Origin of the sequence: Dactylosporangium sp. NPDC051484, assembly GCF_040689395.1 — a bacterium.
Lineage (GTDB): Bacteria > Actinomycetota > Actinomycetes > Mycobacteriales > Micromonosporaceae > Dactylosporangium.
The window spans coordinates 364,243-384,009 of sequence record NZ_JBFAZX010000006.1 but is presented as its reverse complement, the minus strand read 5'-3'; the positions used below and the strand labels follow the sequence as shown (position 1 = coordinate 384,009).

Below are 19,767 nucleotides of genomic sequence, written 5' to 3'. Positions count from 1 at the left end.
GCCGCGGCGGTCAGGAGAGGGCGGGCTCGGGCTCCGGGGCGACCTCGGCCGGCGCGTCGCGGTGCAGCAGCGTGCGGGCCTCGCCGGCCGCGAGTAGCAGCCAGATCGCGCCGTTCGTGCCGCCGATCAGCCAATCCTCGGTGGCGATCGTCGGCACCACCGCGAGCGCGCCGATCGTGAACCAGGCGGCGGGCATTGTGCCGTCCCGGCGGCGGCGCAGCGCGTGCCACAGCAGCAGGGCCAGGCCCAGCACGAACGCCGCGGCGCCGAACACGCCGCCGCGGCGGAACGCGCCCACCGCGGCGTTGTCGGTGTTGAGCTGGCGGCGCGGGCCCGCGATCGGGTTGCCGTCGTTCACGCGCGTGACCACGGCCCGCGAGGTGTTCGCGTCGCCGAAGGCCTTCTCGGCCCAGCCGGCGTCCTTCCAGTCCACCCAGACCTGGCGCCAGGTGTCGGTACGGCCGCTGGTGACGTCGCCGTTGTTGTTGAACCGGTCGCGCAGCAGGAACTGGGACCCGTTGCCGATCGTCAAGACGATGAGCAGCACCACGAACGGGGTGACCACCGAGAGCCAGGCGGAGCGGGACGGGAGCCGGTCGACGTCGTCGTCGCGCTTCGCCTTGATCGCGCTGTTGTAGAGGACCAGGCCCAGGTGGACGACCGCGGCGGCCGCGGCGAAGACGAAGGCGGTGCGCGAGTTGCTGATGGACAGCACGAGCGTGGCGAGCGCGGCCACGCCGAGGCGCTGCCAGGCGGCCATCGCGCGGTCGAAGCCGATCCGGATGCCGGCCACGACCATGAGGCCGGCCAGCGAGTTCGGGTGGTAGAAGAGCCCGGGGCCGCCCCAGAAGCGGTCGGTCATCAGGCGCGCGGAGGCGTTGTCCGGGATCGCGTGGACCTTGTCGAACAGGCTGCCGGAGCCGACGAGGAGCAGGGCCGCGATGCCGAGCAGGATCGCCGCGGCCATGCCGACCGACAGGTCCCGGCCGCGCCGCTTGGCGGTCGTGTTGAGCGCGATGAGCGCGAGCACGGCGAGGGTGAACACGCCCGCGTAGGCGACGCGCTGGCCGGCCACCTTCCACTGCGCGACGAGCACCGCGCCGAGGATGCCGAAGAACCAGTACGCCAGGCCCAGCCAGGCCGTGCCGAGGCGGGACAGCGACCGGGCCGAGCGCAGCCACGGCCACGCCCACACCGCGAAGACGACCACCTCGATGGCGAGGACCGCCCAGATGATCCCGGGCCGCTTGGTCGCGGTCCAGGTCAGGATGCCGGCGGTCACGAACAGCCCGCCGAGGACCAGGCCCTGCCGCGTGAGGCCGGGCAGGCTCAGCGCCAGCCCGGCCACGGCCATCGCGATCAGGCCCGCCGCGAACGCGGCCGCCGACTGCCCGATCGAGTCCGTCCGCGTGTACTCCAGGACGCCCGCCAGCAGCGCGATCACGATCGCCGCGACGGCGCCTGCCACGCGACCCTGCGGGCCGGTCATCCAGCGCTTCAACTGGCATCGACCCCGGCGCGGCGGCGGCTGAGGAAGAAGTCGCGAACCACCCGGCGTGGCCCTGCCGGCACCAGCCAGACCTGCAGGAAGGTGACGTAGTCGGTGAAGCTCGGCTCGCCGTGCCGCCGGGCCTCGCGCAGCAGGTCGAAGAAGACCCGCGGGCTGCGACTGGCGGCGGCCATCGAGCCGACCACGCTCATCGCGAGTGCCGCGTAGGCGCGGGGCGTGACCCGCGGGCGGGTCTGCTGCAGCCATTCCAGCGACTGCTTCCACGGCGCGTCGAAGCTGATCCGGGGACGGTTCTCGTCGGCATACCAGATGACGAGGGGCTCCTCGGCGTAGATGAGGTCGACGCCGTCCTCCTGCAGGCTGCGCAGCGTCCAGTCGAGCTCCTGCAGCCGGCGCAGGCCATCGGCGAACGGCACCTTCCGCAGCAATGCGGTGGGCGCCATGATCGTCGAGGTCTGGATGAAGCCGTCACCGTGGAACAGCCCGTGGCGCACGGCGAGGTACTCGCTGACCGGCTCGCCCGGCGCCGGAATCCGGCGCGGCATGATCAGCTCGGCGCGCGGGGTGCGCATGTAGAGCCGGCTGCCCACGATCGGCAGCGCCACCCCGGAGGAGCGGGCCCGCGCGAGCTGCGTGGCCAGCTTCTCCGGCAGCCACTCGTCGTCGTCGTCCAGGAACGCCACCCAGTCCGCCCGCGCGTGGTCGACGCCACGATTGCGCGCGTTCGGCGCGCCGCCGGACGTCGGCAGCTCGACCGGGCGGATGCGATCGTCGCCGACCGCCCGCAGCGCGTCGACGGTCGCCTGGTCGGGGCCGTCGATCACGACCACGACCTCGATCTCCCGTATCGTCTGGGCCAGTGCGCTCCGGACGGCGCGGACCACCAATTCGGGCCGGTTGCGGGTGGGAATGACGACGCTGACCTCAGGTCTTTGCACGATGACCAATCCGTCTCAGTTGCGGTGCTGCGCCACCACACGGAGTCCTACGGGTTCGCTGGCGTAGCGTACACGACCTGCACTTTCGTCGGATATTTCGCAGCCAGCGCGCGAGCGGCCGCGATGTTGGTCGGCGCGGCCGGGTCGCCGAAGGCCACCGGGAGCGGCTGACCAGGCCGGACGTTCGGCCGGTACGGGTGCATCCCATCGACGACGAGCAGGCTCGCCTCGGGGTTGTGCACGAAGAAGCGGACGGGCACCGGGCTCTCCCGCACGAGCCGGTCCATGTCCTGCATGGTGCTGGCCTTGCCGGCGGATCCGGGGTACAGCAGCCCCGACCAGGCCGGGAAGTACCGATACTGGTGCAGCAGCGCGGCGGCGCCGAGGGTGGCCGACCAGTTTCGCCACGGGCCGCCTATGAGATCGACGTTCACCGCCCCGCCGCCGTCGGGGAACATCCGGGCAATCAGCAGCGCGTCGCGGGCCGACTCCGGAGTGCCGCGATCCTTGCCCAGGGCCAGATTGATGCCGGGCGCGACCGGGGTGGTGTGCCATTCGCCACCCGCGACCGCCAGCAGGCCGACGACCGGCAGCGCGATCGCCACCCGTGCCGCGGTGCCGAACCCCGGCAGGAACCGGACCAGGCCGCCGAGCGCGCACAGGCTGACCACGATGAGCAGGTGCAGAAGCTTGTCGAAGTAGTACACCGGGTGGTCGATCATGGCCGTCTGATACAGCGCGAGGCCGGCGGCGAGGGTGAACGCGACGGCGAGGGAGAACAGCGCCGCGCGGTGGCTCGGCGCGCGCAGCCCGCGCCGCACGAGCACGGCGAACACGGCCAGCGCCAGCAGGGCCGTCGTCGCCGGGCGGTCGACGATCCTCGCCGTGCCGTTGAGCAGCAGCTGCGATTGGCTGGAGGCGGCCATCGCGGTCAGCGGTCCGATCGAGGTGACGACCGCGACCAGGGCGGCCGTCAGCCAGCCCCACCAGAACCGCCACAGCCGCGCGCGCCAGACCCACCACAGGGCGGCCAGCCCGCCGTACGCCAGGAACAGCGGGTAGCTGAACGAGATCCCCACGAGCAGCAGCGCCACGGTCGCGGTCTGTTCGCCCGGCCGTGGTAGCGGGCGGACGACGATCGCGGTGAGCACCGCCGCGCACGCGAGGCCGGCGAGTTCGTTCGGGTAGCCGCGGGAGAGCACGGTGACCAGGTCGCCGAGCACCAGCCAGGCGGCGGCGATCAGCAGGACCGGCAGCAGCCGGGCGGCGGACGTGCCGGGGCCGGCCAGGCGGCGCACCGCCCACAGCACGGCGAGGGCGAGCAGCAGGAACGTGCCGACGAGCAGCCAGATCATGACGTCGACGGCGGCCCCGGGCGAGGTGCGCCCGGTCGTCGAGGAGACGAAGTGGCCCAGCACCGCGTAGGCGAAGTGCAGGCCCTGCGGGTAGTTCGCGATGCCGTCGAGCTCCGCGTCCGGCACGTACGGGCGCAGGGCCTCGGGGTGCAGGAACAGGTAGCCGCCGGTGCGGCCGATGAGGTCGTACAGCAGGTAGTGGCGCGCGATGTCCTCACCCGCGAGCGGCAGGCCGAGGCGGCCGCCGAGGTCGCGGGTGGCATACGGCACCAACGAGATCACGGCGACGCCGGTGATTGCGATCGCGAGCATCGCGTCGGCGGGACGCCGGGTCTTACGCGCGGGTGGGGTGAGGCGGCCCGTCGCCGCTGCGATCAGCACAAGAACGGTCAGGGCGACGCCCGCGACCAGGGTCGGGTGCGGATGGCCTGGCGAGCCGGGCCAGAGCGTGAGGGCCAGGCCGAACACGCACGCGGCGCCGAAGAGCTGGGCGCACGCGAGCACGAACCGGTCGAGCAGCCCGGTGCCGCCGCGCTGCATCGCCATCGTGCCGGCAACTGCGAGCACCGGCAGCAGCGCGTCCAGGCGGGCCGGGTGAGCGGCCAGCGGCACGAGCCAGGCCAGGAGCAGAGCGATCGCGACCCGTCGCGCCTGGGTGCGGCTGCCGGCGGATCTCTGGCCCGTCATGCCGTCGCCGGTCCCGGGCCGCGTCACCGTCACCACATGCATTCTCCGTATCGGCGGCTGCTTCGCGCCGCCGGAAGGTGACGATATCGCTTTCCCATCCCGGTATTTGCGATTTCGGCGTCTTTGTCATGACTGAAGGTGATGGGCCACGGCTTCGATGTCGCTTGGCCCACCCGCTCACCCGTCTCACCTGGCTTACTCGGCGATCGCGCTCAGCTCCATCCGCAGCGAGCGCAGCGCGGCGGCCAGCAGTCGCGACACGTGCATCTGCGAGATGCCCAACTCGGCCGCGATCTGTGTCTGGGTCAGGTTGCCGTGGAAGCGCATCGCGATGATCTTCTGTTCCCGCTCCGGGAGCTTGGCCAGCAGCGGGCGCAGCGCCTCACGGTTTTCCACGTTGCGCATGTCCGGGTCCTCGGCGCCGAGCAGGTCGCCCAGGCCGGCGGCGCCCTGGTCGCCGCCGTCGCCGGCGGGGGCGTCGAGCGACAGCGCACGGTATGCCTGCCCGCAGTCCAGGCCCTCGATGACCTCCTCCTCGCTCACCTCGAGCCGGGCGGCGAGGTCGGCCACGGTCGGCGAGCGGCCGAGGTCCTGCGCGAGGTCGTCGGAGACCTTGCTGATCACCAGCCGCAGCTCCTGCAGCCGTCGCGGGACGCGCACGTCCCAGCCCTTGTCCCGGAAGTGCCGCTTGAGCTCACCGACGATCATCGGGATCGCGTAGCTGGTGAACGCGGCCCCACGGGCGGGGTCGTAGCCGTCGACGGACTTGATCAGGCCCAGGTTGGCCACCTGGGCGAGGTCGTCGAGGTGCTCGCCGCGGTTGCGGAAGCGGCGGGCCAGATACTCGGCCAGCGGGATGTACAGCTCGATCAGCCGGGCGCGGACGCGCTCGCGGTCGGCGCCGGCCGGGAGGTCGGCCATCAGCGAGAGCAGCGCCCGGGCCTGGGCGTCGGTGGCGCGGGTGCTCGTGCCGGAGGTTTCCCCGCCCCCCGTGGTGTTCGGGGCGTGTTCGGCAAGGGCGCGCTCGATGGCACGGCCGGCGCAGTCGATGGAGTCGGCACGGTTGATTGCACGGTCGGCGGAGACGGTCATGGGTTTGACCCTTCTGATGCGGGTGACCGGCGGCGGCCTGGGCGCAGACGGATGCTGCGGCCCCGGGAAGGTAAGGCACACGCCACCGCGCCGGTCGAGAATCGCTCTCGGCGCCCGTTTCTTGAGCGCCGGTGCAAGACCTGCGAGGCTCACCGGGGTCGATCCGCCGTTGTTGGACGGTGCCCCGCGCCCAAACAAACCGTTCGGACGAGGTGAGCTTAGCCGACTGTACTAGATTCCCACGTTCAGCGCGAGACTTGTGGGGTTGAAGTCGATCGTTCTATCACTGAGTGTTCGGTAGTGCAATACGCTGAGTGTTCACAAGGTTTGCGTGTGCATTTCAGTTTGGTAGTTGATCTCGTCCGCATGGCGATACCGGGGCTGCGTTTTTGCAGCGCGCAAGCTACCGTCTCCTGCGTGGCGTGTGCCTGTTTCAACATTGATCCGTGAGGTGCGGATCGGGGCGACGTCGCTAAGGAGTTACACGTGGCAACAGGCACGGTGAAGTGGTTCAACTCGGAGAAGGGCTACGGCTTCATCTCGCAGGACAACGGTGGACCCGATGTGTTCGCGCACTACTCGGCGATCCAGGCCACCGGCTACCGCGAGCTGGCCGAGGGTCAGAAGGTCGAGTTCGAGATCACGCAGGGCCAGAAGGGGCCGCAGGCCGACAACATCCGCGCGGTCTGACAAACACCCCCAGTCGTAGGCCGAGACCCGCTTCACGGCCGAAGGAGTAGCAAGCCCCCGTCCGACAACCTCGGCGGGGGCTTTGCGGTTTCTATGGACGGGCCGGGCAAGCACCGCCGGCACACGGAGCCCGCGACGGATGGCGGCCGGGGGGCGAAGCCGGAAGACGCAGGCCAGGTATGGGAAGCGGGCGAGGCCGGAGATGAGAAAGGGCCCGGCCGCCGGTGGGCGGGCCGGGCCGGGATGGCCGCGATGCCTCAGTTCAGCGACGCCCGCGGGCGGTCGAAGACCTCGGGGGTGCACGATTCGGCGTACGCGTGCCGGATCATGATCAGCGCCCAGCCCATCCTGGTGGTGGCGGTCTCGGGGTGATCGCCGAACTCCGTCGCCACACAGGCGACGCAGCCCTGCTCGCCGATGCGACGCAGGGTGCTCGTCACGGCCGCGCGCACGTCCGCGTCGACCGGGCGCTGAGACATCTGCAGCGTGGAGGCGAAGAGCGCTTCGGCACGGACCGCTTCGAACGTGGACTCCATCGTGAGACCTCCTGCTGGCAACTCCCTGCTGTGTCCAGCTAACTCCTATCCAGGTGCCGGTGCGGGGACTGTCCGGTTGCGAAATGGTTATGTCGCTATTTCGTCAGAACGTGCCGACGGCAACCCGAATTCCTCTAGGACGCCGGTGAGCCGAAGCAAGCGGTACACCGCCGGGCTCGTGCCGGTGATTCGTAGCCCGCCGCCGACGTCAGTGTTGGCGGCCACCAGGACCTGCAGGCCGGTGGAGTCCATGAAGGTCACCCCGGTCAGGTCGAGGTCGACCCGCGGACCGTGCCTGTGGATCGCCTTGCGCAGCACGTTGATCAAGTCGGGGGCGGTGATCATGTCGAGTTCGCCGGAGGCGGTCACGGTGACCGTGCCGTCCGCGGCGGGGGTGGCCTGGGCGGCGAATGCCGTCATAGCAGCTTCGTGACCTTCATGAGGAGGCCGTCGCTGTCCACGTCGACGTCGTCGGCGAGGGAGCGTACGACCCGGAGGGCATGTCCGGAGGCGGTCAGGGCGTTGATGGCTTCGGTGGCGGGTTCATCCGGGTGCGTGACCTCAATCACACACGATTTCTCATCGACGGTCGCCCGGACCTGAAAAGCAACGCCGATCCGAACGTGAGCAATCACGTTCGCCCACGTCTCGTTTACGATGAGGGCGATGTCTGTCCGGTTCTGTTCGTTCACGCCGAGCCCGGCCAGCGCCCCGTCCAGGACATGCCTGAGGGTGTTCACGCGATCCACGTCGCGCGGCAGGTCGACGGTCAGGCGAAGGTCCACAACCGACTCATACCGCATCGGTCGTCGTCGGAAACGTGGCTCAGCCGGCGTAGGCGAACTCGCGAGCGGCCAGCGCCTGGCACGCCGAGCGGATCATCTCCGGCGCCCACCCCATGCGGGCGGCGGTGGTATCGGGGTACTCCCCGTTGCCCACCCGCGTCGGCGTCGGATTCTGCGAGACTTGCAGGGGGAGGCGAACAGGGCCCCGGCGCGCACTGTGTCGAACGTCCTGTTCATGTCAACCCCATGATTGGTGTTCTCCGTGACACCATTCAAGGAGCCCCTGGTCCGGTGCCGTCCAGGGACCCCTTCGGGTGCCGTGCGGTGGCGCGCCACGCCTTCGCGGGGCTTGCCCAAGGTTGCCGTTTCGCGTTACGGTCGATTCAGTCCCGCGGAAGTCGGCAATCTGCCGCCCGGGGACGCTCTTCGCCACCGCGTGTCACGCTCTCGCGCAGGAAGCCAGGCGGCCACCGCACACGCAGCGCAGTCAGGTTCATCGGGCACGCGTATCCGGAGATCCACCATTTCCCGGCCGCACAGTCCTTAGGAGGACGCATATGGCCCCAACCAAAATGTTGGAACGCACCACCCCCAAACAGAACCCCTCAGCCCAGGGCCAGGGAAGGCGGCGCACCCGCTCCGCACCGCGCAACCGCGACCACAGCCGCCCGGCCAACCAGCCGCAGCCGCCCAGCTCGGGCGAGGCACGCGACGTCGCCGGCATCGTCGACGTCTATCGCGACAAGATGGTGCTCCGCGTCGACAGCTACCTGCCCGGCCCCGACGACGTCACGGTCCCGGCCGCGATGGTTCGCCGCTACGGCCTGCGCCACGGTGACGCCCTCACCGGCGGCGCCAACGGCGGCACCCTCACCCGGCTCGACACCGTGCACGGCAACGACCCGGAGTGGGCCCGCAACCGGCCCGAGTTCGCCAAGCTGACCGCGCTGTTCCCGCAGGAGCGCCTGCGCCTGGAAACCGGCCCGCGGCAGCTCACCGCTCGCCTGATCGACCTGGTCATGCCCATCGGCAAGGGCCAGCGGGCGCTCATCGTCTCGCCGCCGAAGGCGGGCAAGACGATGGTCCTGCAGGCGATCGCCAACGCCATCGCGCGCAACAACCCCGAGTGCCACCTCATGGTGCTGCTCATCGACGAGCGGCCCGAAGAGGTCACCGAGATTCAGCGCTCCGTGCAGGGTGAGGTCATCGCCTCGACCTTCGACCGGCCGGCGGGGGAGCACACCGGCGTCGCCGAGCTCGCCGTTGAGCGGGCCAAGCGCCTCGTCGAGCTCGGCCACGACGTAGTCCTGCTGCTCGACTCGATCACCCGGCTCGGCCGGGCGTACAACAACGCGGCCCCGGCGTCCGGGCGCATCCTGACCGGCGGTATCGACGCCAACGCGCTGTATCCGCCGAAGCGCCTGCTCGGCGCGGCGCGCAACATCGAGAACGGTGGCTCGCTGACGGTCATCGCGTCCGCCCTGGTGGAGACCGGCTCGACCGGCGACACCGTGATCTTCGAGGAGTTCAAGGGCACCGGCAACGCCGAGCTCAAGCTCGACCGCAAGCTCGCCGACCGCCGGGTCTTCCCCGCGATCGACATCGACGGGTCCAGCACCCGCCGCGACGACGTGATCCTGCACCCAGACGAGCTGCTCGCCGTCCAGCGGCTACGCAAGGCGCTCGGTGCCAACGGCCAGCCGGCCACGGAGCAGCTGCTGGAGCGCCTTGCCAAGACGCAGTCAAACGCCGAGTTCCTGACGCTGCTGCTGCGCGGTCAGGCCTGATCGGCCGCTCCCGGAAGCGTCTGCGGCACAGCGCGACCCGGAAGCGAAGCAACGCCTTACAGCGCGACCCGAGAGCGCATGAGGGCCTCTTCGGTCGGGAGGACCCCCAACGCCGAGGCGAACGCCACGTCCCGGCCCCACGAGGCGACGTCTGCCGGGGCCAGGTCGGTCACGCCCTCGACGGCGACCAGATGGGCGCGGTAGGACAGCCAGTCGGTCGCGACCCGGGTGCCCTCCGGCGTGCTCCGGTCGCTCCACCGGAGCTCGACCGCGAGGTACAAGGCCAGGAACACCGCGCTCGCGGCGATCAGCGAGCCGGTGATCTGGTCGGACAGGCCCGCGTACAGCTTCGCGGAGGTCCACATCCAGCTCGCGAACATGAAGCCGGACGGGACGACCGCCGCGCCGAGCAGCGTGCGGCGGGTCCGCCTGGTCAGGCGGGGCTGGGACAGGCCGCGGTGCCGGGCCTCCTCGATCACGGCGCGGTAGAACGCGCCGCGCCATCGGCGCGCCTCCGACCAGCTGCGAAACGCCAGGCTGGTCAGCGCCGCCTCGCCGTCGACGGACAGCTTCCGGACGCGGTCGAGGACCTGCTGCTCGTACGCCGTCAGGCTCCGACCGTCGCCCTTACGCAGCCGTATCCTCGTCTCGGAGGGATCGTCGCCCGGCTGGCGCAGCTCGAGGAAGCCGCGCGCGGCCAGGTCGAGCAGGGTGCTGTCGATCGCGTCCTCGTCGGTCCGCCAGCGGTTCACCATGAGGCAGACCACCGCCGGCGGCTCCTCGCCCGGCGGGGCGGTCAGCGGCGTGCCGGGCTCGGGCAGCCGCGAGCGCGACCGTCGGAGCGCGGCGGCCGTCAGCGCGACCCACACCGCCAGCGTGACCGGCACGCTGAGCTGCAGGAACGGGGGCCAATCCACGGGAATACCTCCGGGCGGGCGGACACGGGTGGCGCAGCGGGTTGCCCAACCACCCTAGACCGTCCGGCTCCGAAACCCACGACGACGACCTTTGCCGGAAAAGTGCAGGAGAAGGACGAGACATGCAAGTGCGGCTGCTGCCCGAACTCGACCTCGAACTGGCCGACGAGCGGGTCCGGCTGTTCGACGCCACCGGCGGCTACCGCAGCGACACCCCGCCGCCGTTCTGGTCGTTCGCCTGGCCCGGCGGGGTCGCGCTCGCCCGGCACCTGCTCGACCACCCCGAACTCGTCGCCGGGCGCACGGTGGTCGACCTCGGGGCGGGCAGCGGGCTCGTCGGGATCGCCGCCAAACGGGCCGGGGCCAGGCGGGTGACCGCCGTGGACACCGACCCCGCCGCGCTCGCCGCCGCCGTGCGCAACGCCGCCCGCAACGGCGTCGAGATCGAGACGGCCGCGGCGGCCGTGCCGGCTGAGGTGATCGTGGCCGGGGACGTCTTCTATTCGGCGCCGGTCTCCGCCACGGTACTGAAGATCCTGCGCGCCGCCGCCGCGGACGCGCTCATTGGCGACCCGGGTCGCGGGCACCTGCCGGAGCGGTTGTTCGAGGAGCTCGCCAAGTATGACGTCCCCGTCCGCCGATCGCTCGAGGACGGGGACGTCATGACGACGCGGATCTGGCGCCTGCGCCGGCCTACTTCCGGCGCTGCTTCTGCTGGTCCTTGAGCGAGTCCAGCCCCTTGTCCAGGCCGGCCCGGCGCAGCGCGTCGGCCAACGCCCCGCCGCCGGAGAACGTGTCGCGCGACTCGCGGGACTGCCGGCCGCCGCGCGAGTCGCCGCCGCGCGGGCGGCCGCTGCCACCACCCGCGGCGCCTCCGCCTCCGCCGCCGCTGCCGCGCTCGGGCCGCTCGCCGCGCGGGCGGCCGCCGTCGCGCTGGGCGGGCGTCGCCTCGTCCTCCAGGCGGAGGGTCAGCGAGATGCGCTTGCGCGGGATGTCCACGTCGAGCACCTTCACCCGGACGATGTCGCCGGGCTTGACCACCTCGCGCGGGTCCTTCACGAACGTGCGCGACAGGGCCGACACGTGGACCAGCCCGTCCTGGTGCACGCCCACGTCGACGAACGCGCCGAACGCGGCCACGTTGGTGACCACGCCCTCCAGCAGCATGCCCGGGGTCAGGTCGGAGATCTTCTCCACGCCGTCGGCGAAGACCGCGGTCTTGAACGCCGGGCGCGGGTCGCGGCCGGGCTTCTCCAGCTCCTTGAGGATGTCGGTCACGGTCGGCAGGCCGAACGTGTCGTCGACGAAGTCGGCCGGCTTGAGCTTGGCCAGGGCCGTGCCGTTGCCGATGAGCGACTTGACGTCGCCGCTGGTGGCGGCCATGATGCGCCGGACCACCGGGTAGGCCTCCGGGTGCACCGAGGAGGAGTCGAGCGGGTCGTCGCCGCCGGGGATGCGCAGGAAGCCCGCGCACTGCTCGAACGCCTTCGGGCCGAGCCGGGCGACGTCCCTGAGCGCCCGGCGGTTGCGGAAGGGGCCGTTGGCGTCGCGGTGCGCGACGATCGCGTCGGCCAGGCTGGCGCCGATGCCGGAGACCCGGGTCAGCAGCGGGGCCGACGCGGTGTTGACGTCGACGCCGACGCCGTTGACGCAGTCCTCGACGACGGCGTCGAGGGAACGGCTGAGCTTCGACTCGGAGAGGTCGTGCTGGTATTGCCCGACGCCGATCGACTTCGGGTCGATCTTGACCAGCTCGGCGAGCGGGTCCTGCAGCCGGCGGGCGATGGAGACCGCGCCGCGCAGTGACACGTCGAGGCCGGGCAGCTCCTGTGAGGCGAAGGCTGAGGCCGAGTACACCGACGCACCCGCCTCGGAGACCATCACCTTCACGACGCTGAGCTGCGGATACTGCTTGACCAGGTCGTCGGCGAGCTTGTCGGTCTCGCGGGAGGCGGTGCCGTTGCCGATCGCGATGAGCTCGACCTTGTGCTTCTGGCATAGCGCGGCCAGGATCGCGATCGACTCGTTCCACTTGTTCTGCGGCACGTGCGGGTAGATCGTGTGGGTGTCGACCACCTTGCCGGTGGCGTCGACGACGGCCACCTTGACGCCGGTGCGGAAGCCCGGGTCGAGGCCCATCGTGGCGCGGGTGCCGGCCGGGGCGGCGAGCAGCAGGTCGCGCAGGTTGGCGGCGAAGACCCGCACGGCCTCCTCCTCGGCCGCCTGCCACAGCCGCATCCGCAGGTCGATGCCGAGGTGCACCAGGATCCGGGTGCGCCAGGCCCAGCGGACGGTGTCGCTCAGCCACTTGTCGGCCGCGCGCCCCTCGTCGCGGATGCCGAACTTCGACGCGATCGCCGGCTCGAACAGCGACGGCGCCTCCGGGTCGGCCGTGGGCTCCATCACCAGGTCGAGCATCTCCTCCTTCTCCCCACGGAACATCGCGAGGATCCGGTGCGAGGGCAGCTTCGTGAGCGGCTCGCTGAAGTCGAAGTAGTCGGAGAACTTGGCGCCGTCGGCCTCCTTGCCCTCGCGCATCTTCGACACGAGCCGGCCCTGGCCCCACATCCTCTCGCGCAGGTCGCCGATCAGGTCCGCGTCCTCGGAGAAGCGCTCGACGAGGATGGCCCGGGCGCCGTCCAGCGCCGCCGCGGTGTCGGCCACGCCCTTCTCGGCGTCGATGAACACGGCCGCGGCCGCCTGCGGGTCCACGGTGGGGTCGGCGAGCAGCCCGTCGGCGAGCGGCTCCAGCCCGGCCTCGCGGGCGATCTGCGCCTTGGTCCGCCGCTTCGGCTTGTACGGCAGGTAGATGTCCTCCAGGCGGGCCTTGGAGTCGGCCGCCATGATCTGGGCCTCGAGCGCCTCGTCCAGCTTGCCTTGGCTGCGGATCGACTCGAGGATCGCGGCCCGCCGCTCCTCCATCTCCCGCAGATACCGCAGCCGCTCCTCCAGCGTCCGCAACTGGGCGTCGTCAAGCATCTCGGTGGCCTCTTTGCGGTACCGAGCGATGAAGGGCACCGTGGCCCCGCCGTCGAGCAGATCGACGGCCGCGGCCACCTGCCGCTCCCTGACGCCGAGCTCTTCCGCGATGCGCTGGTGAATCGAGGTCGTCACGAGCATGCATTCTGCCCCACTCGTCCGCCTCTCACCCAGCAGCCGCAGCTCACGCGCCGAAACGTCGCCTCGCCGAGTCCGGCCCGGAGGGGTCCCATCGCGAATCCGGCTCACCTATGCTCTGCGCTCGTGACCGACTTCGACCCCGCCGGGCCCTACGAGGAGTTGCGGGAGCTGCGCCGCGCGGTGACGCGCCGCGACTGGCCGGCCATCGCCGGGCTCTTCGAGCGGCTCGACGACCCGAACGACCACGAGTTCGCCGCGCGCCTCGTGGCCGACGTCGCGGACAGCGAGGGCTTCTTCGGCGAGGCCGCGCAGCGCGAGCCGGGGACCCTGGCCCGCACGCTCTACGGCACCCGGCTCATCTCCGCGGGCTGGGACGTGCGCACCGGGGCCCGGGCGACCGACGTCAGCCGGTCCCAGTTCGCCGCGTTCCACGACTACCTGCGCCGCGCCGAGCGGGTGCTCATCGACATCACCGCCGAGGAGCCGGCCAACTCCACCGCCTGGGTCGCGCGCATCAAGGTCAACCGGGGGCTCGAGCTGGGGCAGAACGAGGCGCGGCGGCGCTACGACCGGCTCAGTCGCTTCGTGCCCCACCTGTACATCGCCCAGGCCAACCTGGTGCAGCAGTTCTGCAAGAAGTGGGGCGGCAGCGTCGAGAAGGTGCGCGCGTTCGGTGTGGAGTGCATGCGCTCCGGCCCGGACGGCTCGCTCGCCTCGCTCGCGCTCGTGGAGGCGCACCTCGAGATTGCGTTCGAGGTGGGACACGGCGAGCGGGCGGGGTACTGGCAGCGCCCCGACGTGCGGGCCGAGATCGAGGAGGCGGCCAACCGCTCGGTGCGCCACCCGGCCTTCCGGGCCGGCTACCGGGCGCTCACCGCGCACAACCTCTTCGCGCTGGCGTTCAACCAGCTGGGCGACCACGCCGCGGCCCGGCACCACTTCATGGCGATCGGGAACCACGGCTCCGGCTTCTTCTGGGGCTACCTCGGCGACGAGCAGGCCGTGTTCGAGGCGGCCCGGGCGAAGGCGATGAGCGCATGACCATCACGCACACCGAGATCGATGGCGTCCCCACGCTGTTCGCCGAGCACTCCGGGCCGATGATCGCCGGCCTGACGTTCCGGGTCGGGCAGGCCGACGAGACCCTGGCCGGCCGGGGCATCACGCACCTGCTCGAGCACCTCGTGCTGCACGGGCACGGGCTGACCGACTACCACTACAACGGCAGCACCGGCGTCGTGATCACGATGTTCCACCTGCAGGGCGGCGAGGACGACATCGTCGCGTTTCTCAACGGCGTCTGTGCCTCGCTGCAGCAACTGCCCCTGCACCGGCTGGAGACCGAGCGGCAGGTGCTGCGGGCCGAGGAGGGCGGCCGGCGCGGCGGCCCGGCCGAGGCGCTGGCCCTGTGGCGCTACGGCGCGCGCACCTACGGCCTGCCCGCCTACGACGAGATGGGGGTGCCCCGGCTCACCGGCGACGACCTGCATCGGTGGGCGCAGCACTGGTTCACCCGGCAGAACGCGGCGCTGTGGGTCGCCGGCGAACGGATCCCGCCGGCGCTGAAGCTGGCGCTGCCCGAGGGTGCGCGCCGCCCGGTGCCGGCGCCGACCTTCGCGCTGAAGGGCATGCCCGCGTTCTTCCGGGGCAACGGCACCCACGTCGCCTACGAGGGGATCGTGCGGCGCGGCGTCACCGGCTCGGTGCTCGCCGGGGTCCTGGAGCGGGAGCTGTACCGCAGCCTGCGCCAGGAGGACGGCAACTCCTACACGGCCGCGGCCAACTACGAACCGCGCGGCGACGGCTACGCCGCGATCACCGCGCTCGCCGACGCCGTGCCCGACAAGGAGGACGCGGTCCTCGGCGGCTTCGTCGACGTGCTGGCCAAGCTGCGCGCCGGGCGGATCGATCCGGCCGACATCGAGGCGGTCAAGGCCAAGGCCGAGGACGGCATGCGCGGGCCGATGGTCGAGGTCGGCCGGCTGCCCAGCATGGCGATGGACCTGCTGGTCGGCTACCCGCTGCGGGAGATCGACGACGTCCGCGCGGAGATGCGCGCCCTCACCGTCGCCGACGTGCACGGCGCGGCGATGGAGATGCTCGGCACCGGCCTGCTGCAGGTGCCCGACGGCCACGACGGGGAGTGGGCCGGGTTCGAGCCCGCCCCGCTCTTCTCCGACCGCCAGGTCTTGGGGCAGCGGTACCCGGACCTGCGCGACGGCAAGGTCGGCCTGATCATCGGCCCGCAGGGGGTCGGCATCGACCAGGAGGGCTGCCCGCCGGTCGCGATCCCGTTCCACGAGTGCGCGATCTCGCTGGCCTACCCCGACGGCGGCCGCCAGCTCATCGGCTTCGACAGCCTGACCATCCGGGTCGAGCCGACGATGTACGCGGTGCCCCCGGGAGCGATCGCGCACATCGACGCCGCGCTCGCCCAGGTCACCGTCCCGCAGCCGCCCCGCGACCCCCGGCAGATCCCGTCGCCTAAGTCCGAGGCGCCCGCGAGCGCCGCCCCGCCGGCCCCGGCCGCCAACGGCAACACCACCGGCCGGCTGATCGGCGGCGTGATCGCGCTGGTGCTCTCGGGGGTCGCGCTGTGCTGCAGCGGGATCTGGTCCTGGGCCGTGGCCGACAACAGCGACCCCGCGAACGACGTGCCGCTCGACGCGACCTCGCTCGGGATCAACATCTTCGGCTACGCGCTCACCGTCGGTCTGGCCGTCGTCGGCGTCATGCTGCTTCGACGCCGTAACCGAAAGTAGTTTCTGGGAACCGGTTATTGACCCTGCGCAGCCGCGTCTCCTGAATAGGTTCGACAGGAGGCGCTAATGAGCACGGCCACGGTGATCGCGGCGAGGGCTGGTGACCAGCGGGCACTTGACGCCCTGGTCGGCGAGTATCTCCCGCTGATCTACAACATCGTCGGGCGCGCGCTGCAGGGGCACGCGGACGTCGACGATGTCGTTCAGGAGACGATGCTGCGCATCGTCGACGGGCTGCCGAGGCTGCGCGAGCCGGACAGCTTCCGCTCCTGGGCGGTGGCCATCGCCATGTCCCAGGTCCGCGACCGGCACCGCCGCCAGGTGCAGGCGCCGCTGGTCGGCGACTGGGCCGACCCGACCGACACCGCCGACCCCGGCGCCGACTTCGCCGACCTGGCGATCACCCGGCTGCGCCTGTCCGGCCAGCGCCAGGAGGTCGCCGAGGCCACCCGCTGGCTCGACCACGACGACCGCGAGCTGCTGTCGCTGTGGTGGCTGGAGGCGGCCGGTCAGCTCGACCGCGACGAGGTCGTCGACGCGCTGCAGCTGACCCGCCAGCACGCGGCCGTGCGCATCCAGCGGATGAAGGCCCAGCTGGACGCGGCCCGGGCGGTCGTGCGGGCGCTCGCGGTCCGGCCCCGCTGCCCCGAGTTCAACGCCGTCCTGCACAGCTGGGACGGGCGCCCCACCGCGCTGTGGCGCAAGCGGCTGGCCCGGCACACCCGCGAGTGCCGGCAGTGCGACCGGGCCTGGACCGACATGATCGCCGCGGAGCGCCTGCTGGCCGGCATCGCGCTGGTCCCGGTGCCGTTCGTGTTCACCGTCGCCGCGGCGAACACGGGCGCGCTGCTCACCGGCGCGTCCGCCGGTACCGCCGCCACCGCCAAGGCCGGCGGGTTCAAGGCGATGCTCGCCGGCTGGGTCGCCGCCGCCAAGCCGGCGATGGTCGGCATCGCGGCGACGGCCGTGCTCGCGGGCACCGCCGGCATGGTGTACATCGCCACCCAGGGCGAGAGCCAGTCCAACATCGCCGCGGCGGCACCGTCCGGCTCGCCCGCCGAGGATGCGCCGCTGCCGGCGCAGAGCGTGCCGGCGCAGAGCATGCTGGCGTCGAGCGCGCCGTCGTCGAGCGCCGCGCCGAGCCCCTCGACCTCCAAGACCACGGCCGCGGCGCTGCCGCCGGCGACGAAGAGCGCCAAGAAGGGCGTCAGCACCAACGACAAGTTCGGCTCGAACAACGCCCCGGCGCTGCGGGACGTGCAGGCCGGCTGGTATTACAACTGGTCGCCGAACCCCGTCGCGAACGTCTCCGGCATCGAGTTCGTGCCGATGGTGTGGGGCGGGGGCAACGTCGCCGCCGACCTGGCCAAGGCGAAGGCGAATGGCAAGACGCTGCTCGCCTTCAACGAGCCGGACCTCAAGGAACAGTCGAACATGAGCCCGCAGCAGGTGCTCGACCTGTGGCCGCAGCTGCAGGCGACCGGCATGCGGCTGGGCAGCCCCGCGCCCGCCTACGGCGCGGACACCCCGGGCGGGTGGTTCGACCAGTTCATGACCGGCATCCGCCAGCGCGGCTACCGGGTCGACTTCATCACCCTGCACTGGTACGGCGGGGACTTCTCCGCCAATGCCACCAACCAGCTCAAGACCTACATCCAGAACGTCTACAACCGCTACCACCTGCCCATCTGGCTGACCGAGTACGCGCTGATGCGCTTCGACAACGGCACGGTCTACCCGTCGATGGACCAGCAGGTCGCCTTCGTTAACAGCTCCACGGCGATGCTGCAGGGCCTGTCCTACGTCGAGCGCTACAGCTGGTTCCTGCTCTACTCCAGCAAGTCCGGCGACACCGGCCTCTACAGCAACGGCACCACCCCGACCCAGGTGGGTGCCGCCTATCGAGCCGCGGGAGGATGACCATGGATGCGAGATCGGGCGGGGCCGCCGCACTGCTCGGTGCGCTCAACGAGGCCTGTGAGGATTTCCAGCGGTACGGTCAGCAGGTCGCGGCCACGCACAGGCCGCTGCACTGGGAGCTCATCGGCCGCATCGGCCCCGGCGAGGCGCCGTTCGCACTCGTCGGGGTGGTCCTGCGCTACGACCGCATCACCGTCGACCTGGGCGTGGATCTCTGGGTGCGGGAGGGCGCGTTCGAGGTCAGCGGCTACGGCTCCGTGGACGGCCGGCGGCTGCTGGTCGACCTGCCGGACGTGCTGACCGAGGACATCGACGAGGCCATCGCGGCGCTGCGGGAGTACACCCGGCGGCTCTGCTCCGGTAGCGACGTCCTGGACGAGCTGAACGGCTTGAATGGCGTGGCCTGATCGGCCCGACGCCGACCGGGCCCGCTCAAGGGGCGGCGCCGGCCCGCGCCAGGTGGACCATCGGCGCGCGCGACCGCAGCCGGACCACGAGCGCGACCGCACCGAGCACCGTGGTCGCCGCGCCGCACGCCAGGAGTGTGATGTCCGGCCCGGCCGCCTGCACCATCGGCGCGCCGAGCAGTGTGCCCAGCGGCGTTGAGAGCACCAGGACCGCGCCGCGGGCGGCGAGCACCGGCGGCAGCCGTTCGGCCGTCACCGCGCGCTGAAACAGCGACACGCTCGTGGCCGGGTACGGCGACCACGCCAGCCCGGCCAGCGCCAGTGTCAGCATGTCCGCCCAGCGCGGCAGGCCCAGCCCCAGCGGCGTGAGCAGCAGCCCGAACGCGATCACCGAGCCGATCGTGGCCGGCCACAGCGGCAGCCGGGGCAGGTGCCCGATGGCGATCGCGCCGATCATGGCGCCGACGCCGAAGGAGGTGAAGAGCAGGCTGGCCTCCTGCGCCGAGGACGCGAACAGCGGCACCGCGACCGGGATCGGCCCGAAGAGCAGGAAGAACCAGAACGACAGCACGGTCAGGCCGAGCAGCGCCCGGTCGTGACGAATCGTGGCGAGGCCGGCCGCGGGCGGTTCCCGGCACGGCAGCGGCGCCCGTGTGCGGACCGCCGTGAAGCACACCGCGAGCACCGCGAACGTCGCCGCGTCGACGGCGAGCACCGCCGGCGCCCCGAGCCAGGCGATGAGCAGCCCGGCGAGCACCGGCCCGACCGCGGTCGAGGCCTCGGTGAGCAGCGTGAGCAGCGCGTTCGCCGGCAGGTGCAGCTCGGCCGGCAGCACCTGGGCCACCAGCGTGTACCGCCCGGCTGAACCCCACGCGGCCAGCAGCGCGGAGCCGGCCAGCAGCGCGGCGTATCCGCCGATGCTGAGCGTGCCCAGGGCGGCCAGCAGCGGTACCGTGCCCAGAAACGCCGCGCGCAGCACCGCGTCGAGCGCCACCAGGTGCGCCCCGCCGCACCCGCGCAGCAGCGGCGCCAGCGCGATCGCGCCGATCGCCCCGGGCAGCGTGTACGCGGCGACGGCCAGCCCGACCCACAGGCCCCGCTGATGATGCGGCGCGTACTGCACCGCGAGCCACCCGATCGCGACCGCGCTCATCCCGTCGCCGAGCGCGGAGAGCGCGAGGCCCGGCAGCACCCGGCCGAAGACCCGGTCCCGCACCACTGGCCAATAGGGGGACATCGATTGATTCTGCCCCATGTGCTG

General features: G+C 71.7%; 16 protein-coding genes and 1 pseudogene. 7 read left to right on the top strand and 10 right to left on the bottom strand.

Translation table 11 applies throughout. The features are described from left to right. Positions 1-10 precede the first annotated feature (10 nt). The 4 genes from AB0367_RS14675 to AB0367_RS14660 all read right to left on the bottom strand — a co-directional run bounded on the left by AB0367_RS14675 (position 11) and on the right by AB0367_RS14660 (position 5,582). Complete coding sequence (locus AB0367_RS14675) at positions 11-1,489, bottom strand: hypothetical protein (protein ID WP_366226765.1); 1,479 nt, start codon at positions 1,487-1,489, stop codon at positions 11-13. Positions 1,490-1,497: 8 nt separating this feature from the next. Next, a complete protein-coding gene (locus tag AB0367_RS14670; RefSeq protein ID WP_366226764.1) occupies positions 1,498-2,448 on the bottom strand; it encodes a glycosyltransferase family 2 protein in 951 nt (316 codons plus the stop codon). Positions 2,449-2,495: 47 nt separating this feature from the next. After that, positions 2,496-4,523 carry a hypothetical protein gene (locus AB0367_RS14665; protein ID WP_366226763.1) on the bottom strand — a complete coding sequence of 676 codons (2,028 nt, stop codon included), beginning with the start codon at positions 4,521-4,523 and terminating at the stop codon, positions 2,496-2,498. Between the two features lie 162 nt (positions 4,524-4,685). Then, positions 4,686-5,582: an RNA polymerase sigma factor SigF gene (locus AB0367_RS14660; protein WP_366226762.1), complete on the bottom strand. Its 897-nt coding sequence runs from the start codon at positions 5,580-5,582 to the stop codon at positions 4,686-4,688. Between the two features lie 486 nt (positions 5,583-6,068). On the opposite strand from AB0367_RS14660, the gene AB0367_RS14655 reads away from it, so the two are divergent. Then, the gene (locus tag AB0367_RS14655) at positions 6,069-6,272 is read left to right on the top strand and encodes a cold-shock protein (protein ID WP_350549950.1); all 204 of its coding nucleotides are present in this window, start codon (positions 6,069-6,071) and stop codon (positions 6,270-6,272) included. A 257-nt stretch (positions 6,273-6,529) separates the two neighbouring features. Here AB0367_RS14655 and AB0367_RS14650 read toward each other — a convergent pair whose 3' ends face one another. The 3 genes from AB0367_RS14650 to AB0367_RS14640 form a co-directional block, all read right to left on the bottom strand. Continuing rightward, on the bottom strand, positions 6,530-6,808 hold the full coding sequence (locus AB0367_RS14650) for a hypothetical protein (RefSeq protein WP_366226761.1): 279 nt from the start codon (positions 6,806-6,808) through the stop codon (positions 6,530-6,532). An 87-nt stretch (positions 6,809-6,895) separates the two neighbouring features. Beyond that, positions 6,896-7,228, bottom strand: coding sequence for an STAS domain-containing protein (locus tag AB0367_RS14645; RefSeq protein WP_366226760.1), 333 nt, complete (start codon positions 7,226-7,228; stop codon positions 6,896-6,898). Continuing rightward, positions 7,225-7,593 carry an ATP-binding protein gene (locus AB0367_RS14640; protein WP_366226759.1) on the bottom strand — a complete coding sequence of 123 codons (369 nt, stop codon included), beginning with the start codon at positions 7,591-7,593 and terminating at the stop codon, positions 7,225-7,227. Before AB0367_RS14640 ends, AB0367_RS14645 begins: the two co-directional genes overlap by 4 nt. A 605-nt stretch (positions 7,594-8,198) precedes the next feature. Between AB0367_RS14640 and rho the strand changes: the two are divergent. After that, a pseudogene (rho, locus tag AB0367_RS14635) lies at positions 8,199-9,380 on the top strand (transcription termination factor Rho); the annotation flags it as partial. Between the two features lie 56 nt (positions 9,381-9,436). Here rho and AB0367_RS14630 read toward each other — a convergent pair. Continuing rightward, entirely contained in the window at positions 9,437-10,297 is an 861-nt protein-coding gene (locus AB0367_RS14630) for a hypothetical protein (RefSeq protein WP_366226758.1), read from the bottom strand. 122 nt (positions 10,298-10,419) lie between these two features. Here AB0367_RS14630 and AB0367_RS14625 point away from each other — a divergent pair, with 122 nt between their 5' ends. Further along, positions 10,420-11,022 (top strand): 50S ribosomal protein L11 methyltransferase, encoded by a 603-nt coding sequence (locus tag AB0367_RS14625; protein ID WP_366226757.1) that lies wholly within the window; start codon positions 10,420-10,422, stop codon positions 11,020-11,022. On the opposite strand, the gene AB0367_RS14620 is transcribed toward AB0367_RS14625, so the two are convergent. After that, on the bottom strand, positions 10,991-13,411 hold the full coding sequence (locus AB0367_RS14620; protein ID WP_366226756.1) for a Tex family protein: 2,421 nt from the start codon (positions 13,409-13,411) through the stop codon (positions 10,991-10,993). The two genes, AB0367_RS14625 and AB0367_RS14620, sit on opposite strands and share 32 nt — an antisense overlap. Positions 13,412-13,540: 129 nt before the next feature. Between AB0367_RS14620 and AB0367_RS14615 the strand changes: the two genes are divergently transcribed. The 4 genes from AB0367_RS14615 (at position 13,541) to AB0367_RS14600 (ending at position 18,506) form a co-directional block, all read left to right on the top strand. Next, on the top strand, positions 13,541-14,458 hold the full coding sequence (locus AB0367_RS14615; protein ID WP_366226755.1) for a hypothetical protein: 918 nt from the start codon (positions 13,541-13,543) through the stop codon (positions 14,456-14,458). Next, entirely contained in the window at positions 14,455-16,179 is a 1,725-nt protein-coding gene (locus AB0367_RS14610; protein ID WP_366226754.1) for an insulinase family protein, read from the top strand. Before AB0367_RS14615 ends, AB0367_RS14610 begins: the two co-directional genes overlap by 4 nt. A 66-nt stretch (positions 16,180-16,245) precedes the next feature. After that, positions 16,246-18,099, top strand: a complete 1,854-nt coding sequence (locus tag AB0367_RS14605) for a sigma-70 family RNA polymerase sigma factor (protein ID WP_366226753.1) — start codon at positions 16,246-16,248, stop codon at positions 18,097-18,099. A 2-nt stretch (positions 18,100-18,101) separates the two neighbouring features. Beyond that, entirely contained in the window at positions 18,102-18,506 is a 405-nt protein-coding gene (locus AB0367_RS14600; RefSeq protein ID WP_366226752.1) for a hypothetical protein, read from the top strand. 25 nt (positions 18,507-18,531) lie between these two features. Here the strand turns inward: AB0367_RS14600 and AB0367_RS14595 are convergent, their stop codons facing one another. Then, entirely contained in the window at positions 18,532-19,743 is a 1,212-nt protein-coding gene (locus AB0367_RS14595; RefSeq protein ID WP_366226751.1) for an MFS transporter, read from the bottom strand. Positions 19,744-19,767 lie beyond the last annotated feature (24 nt).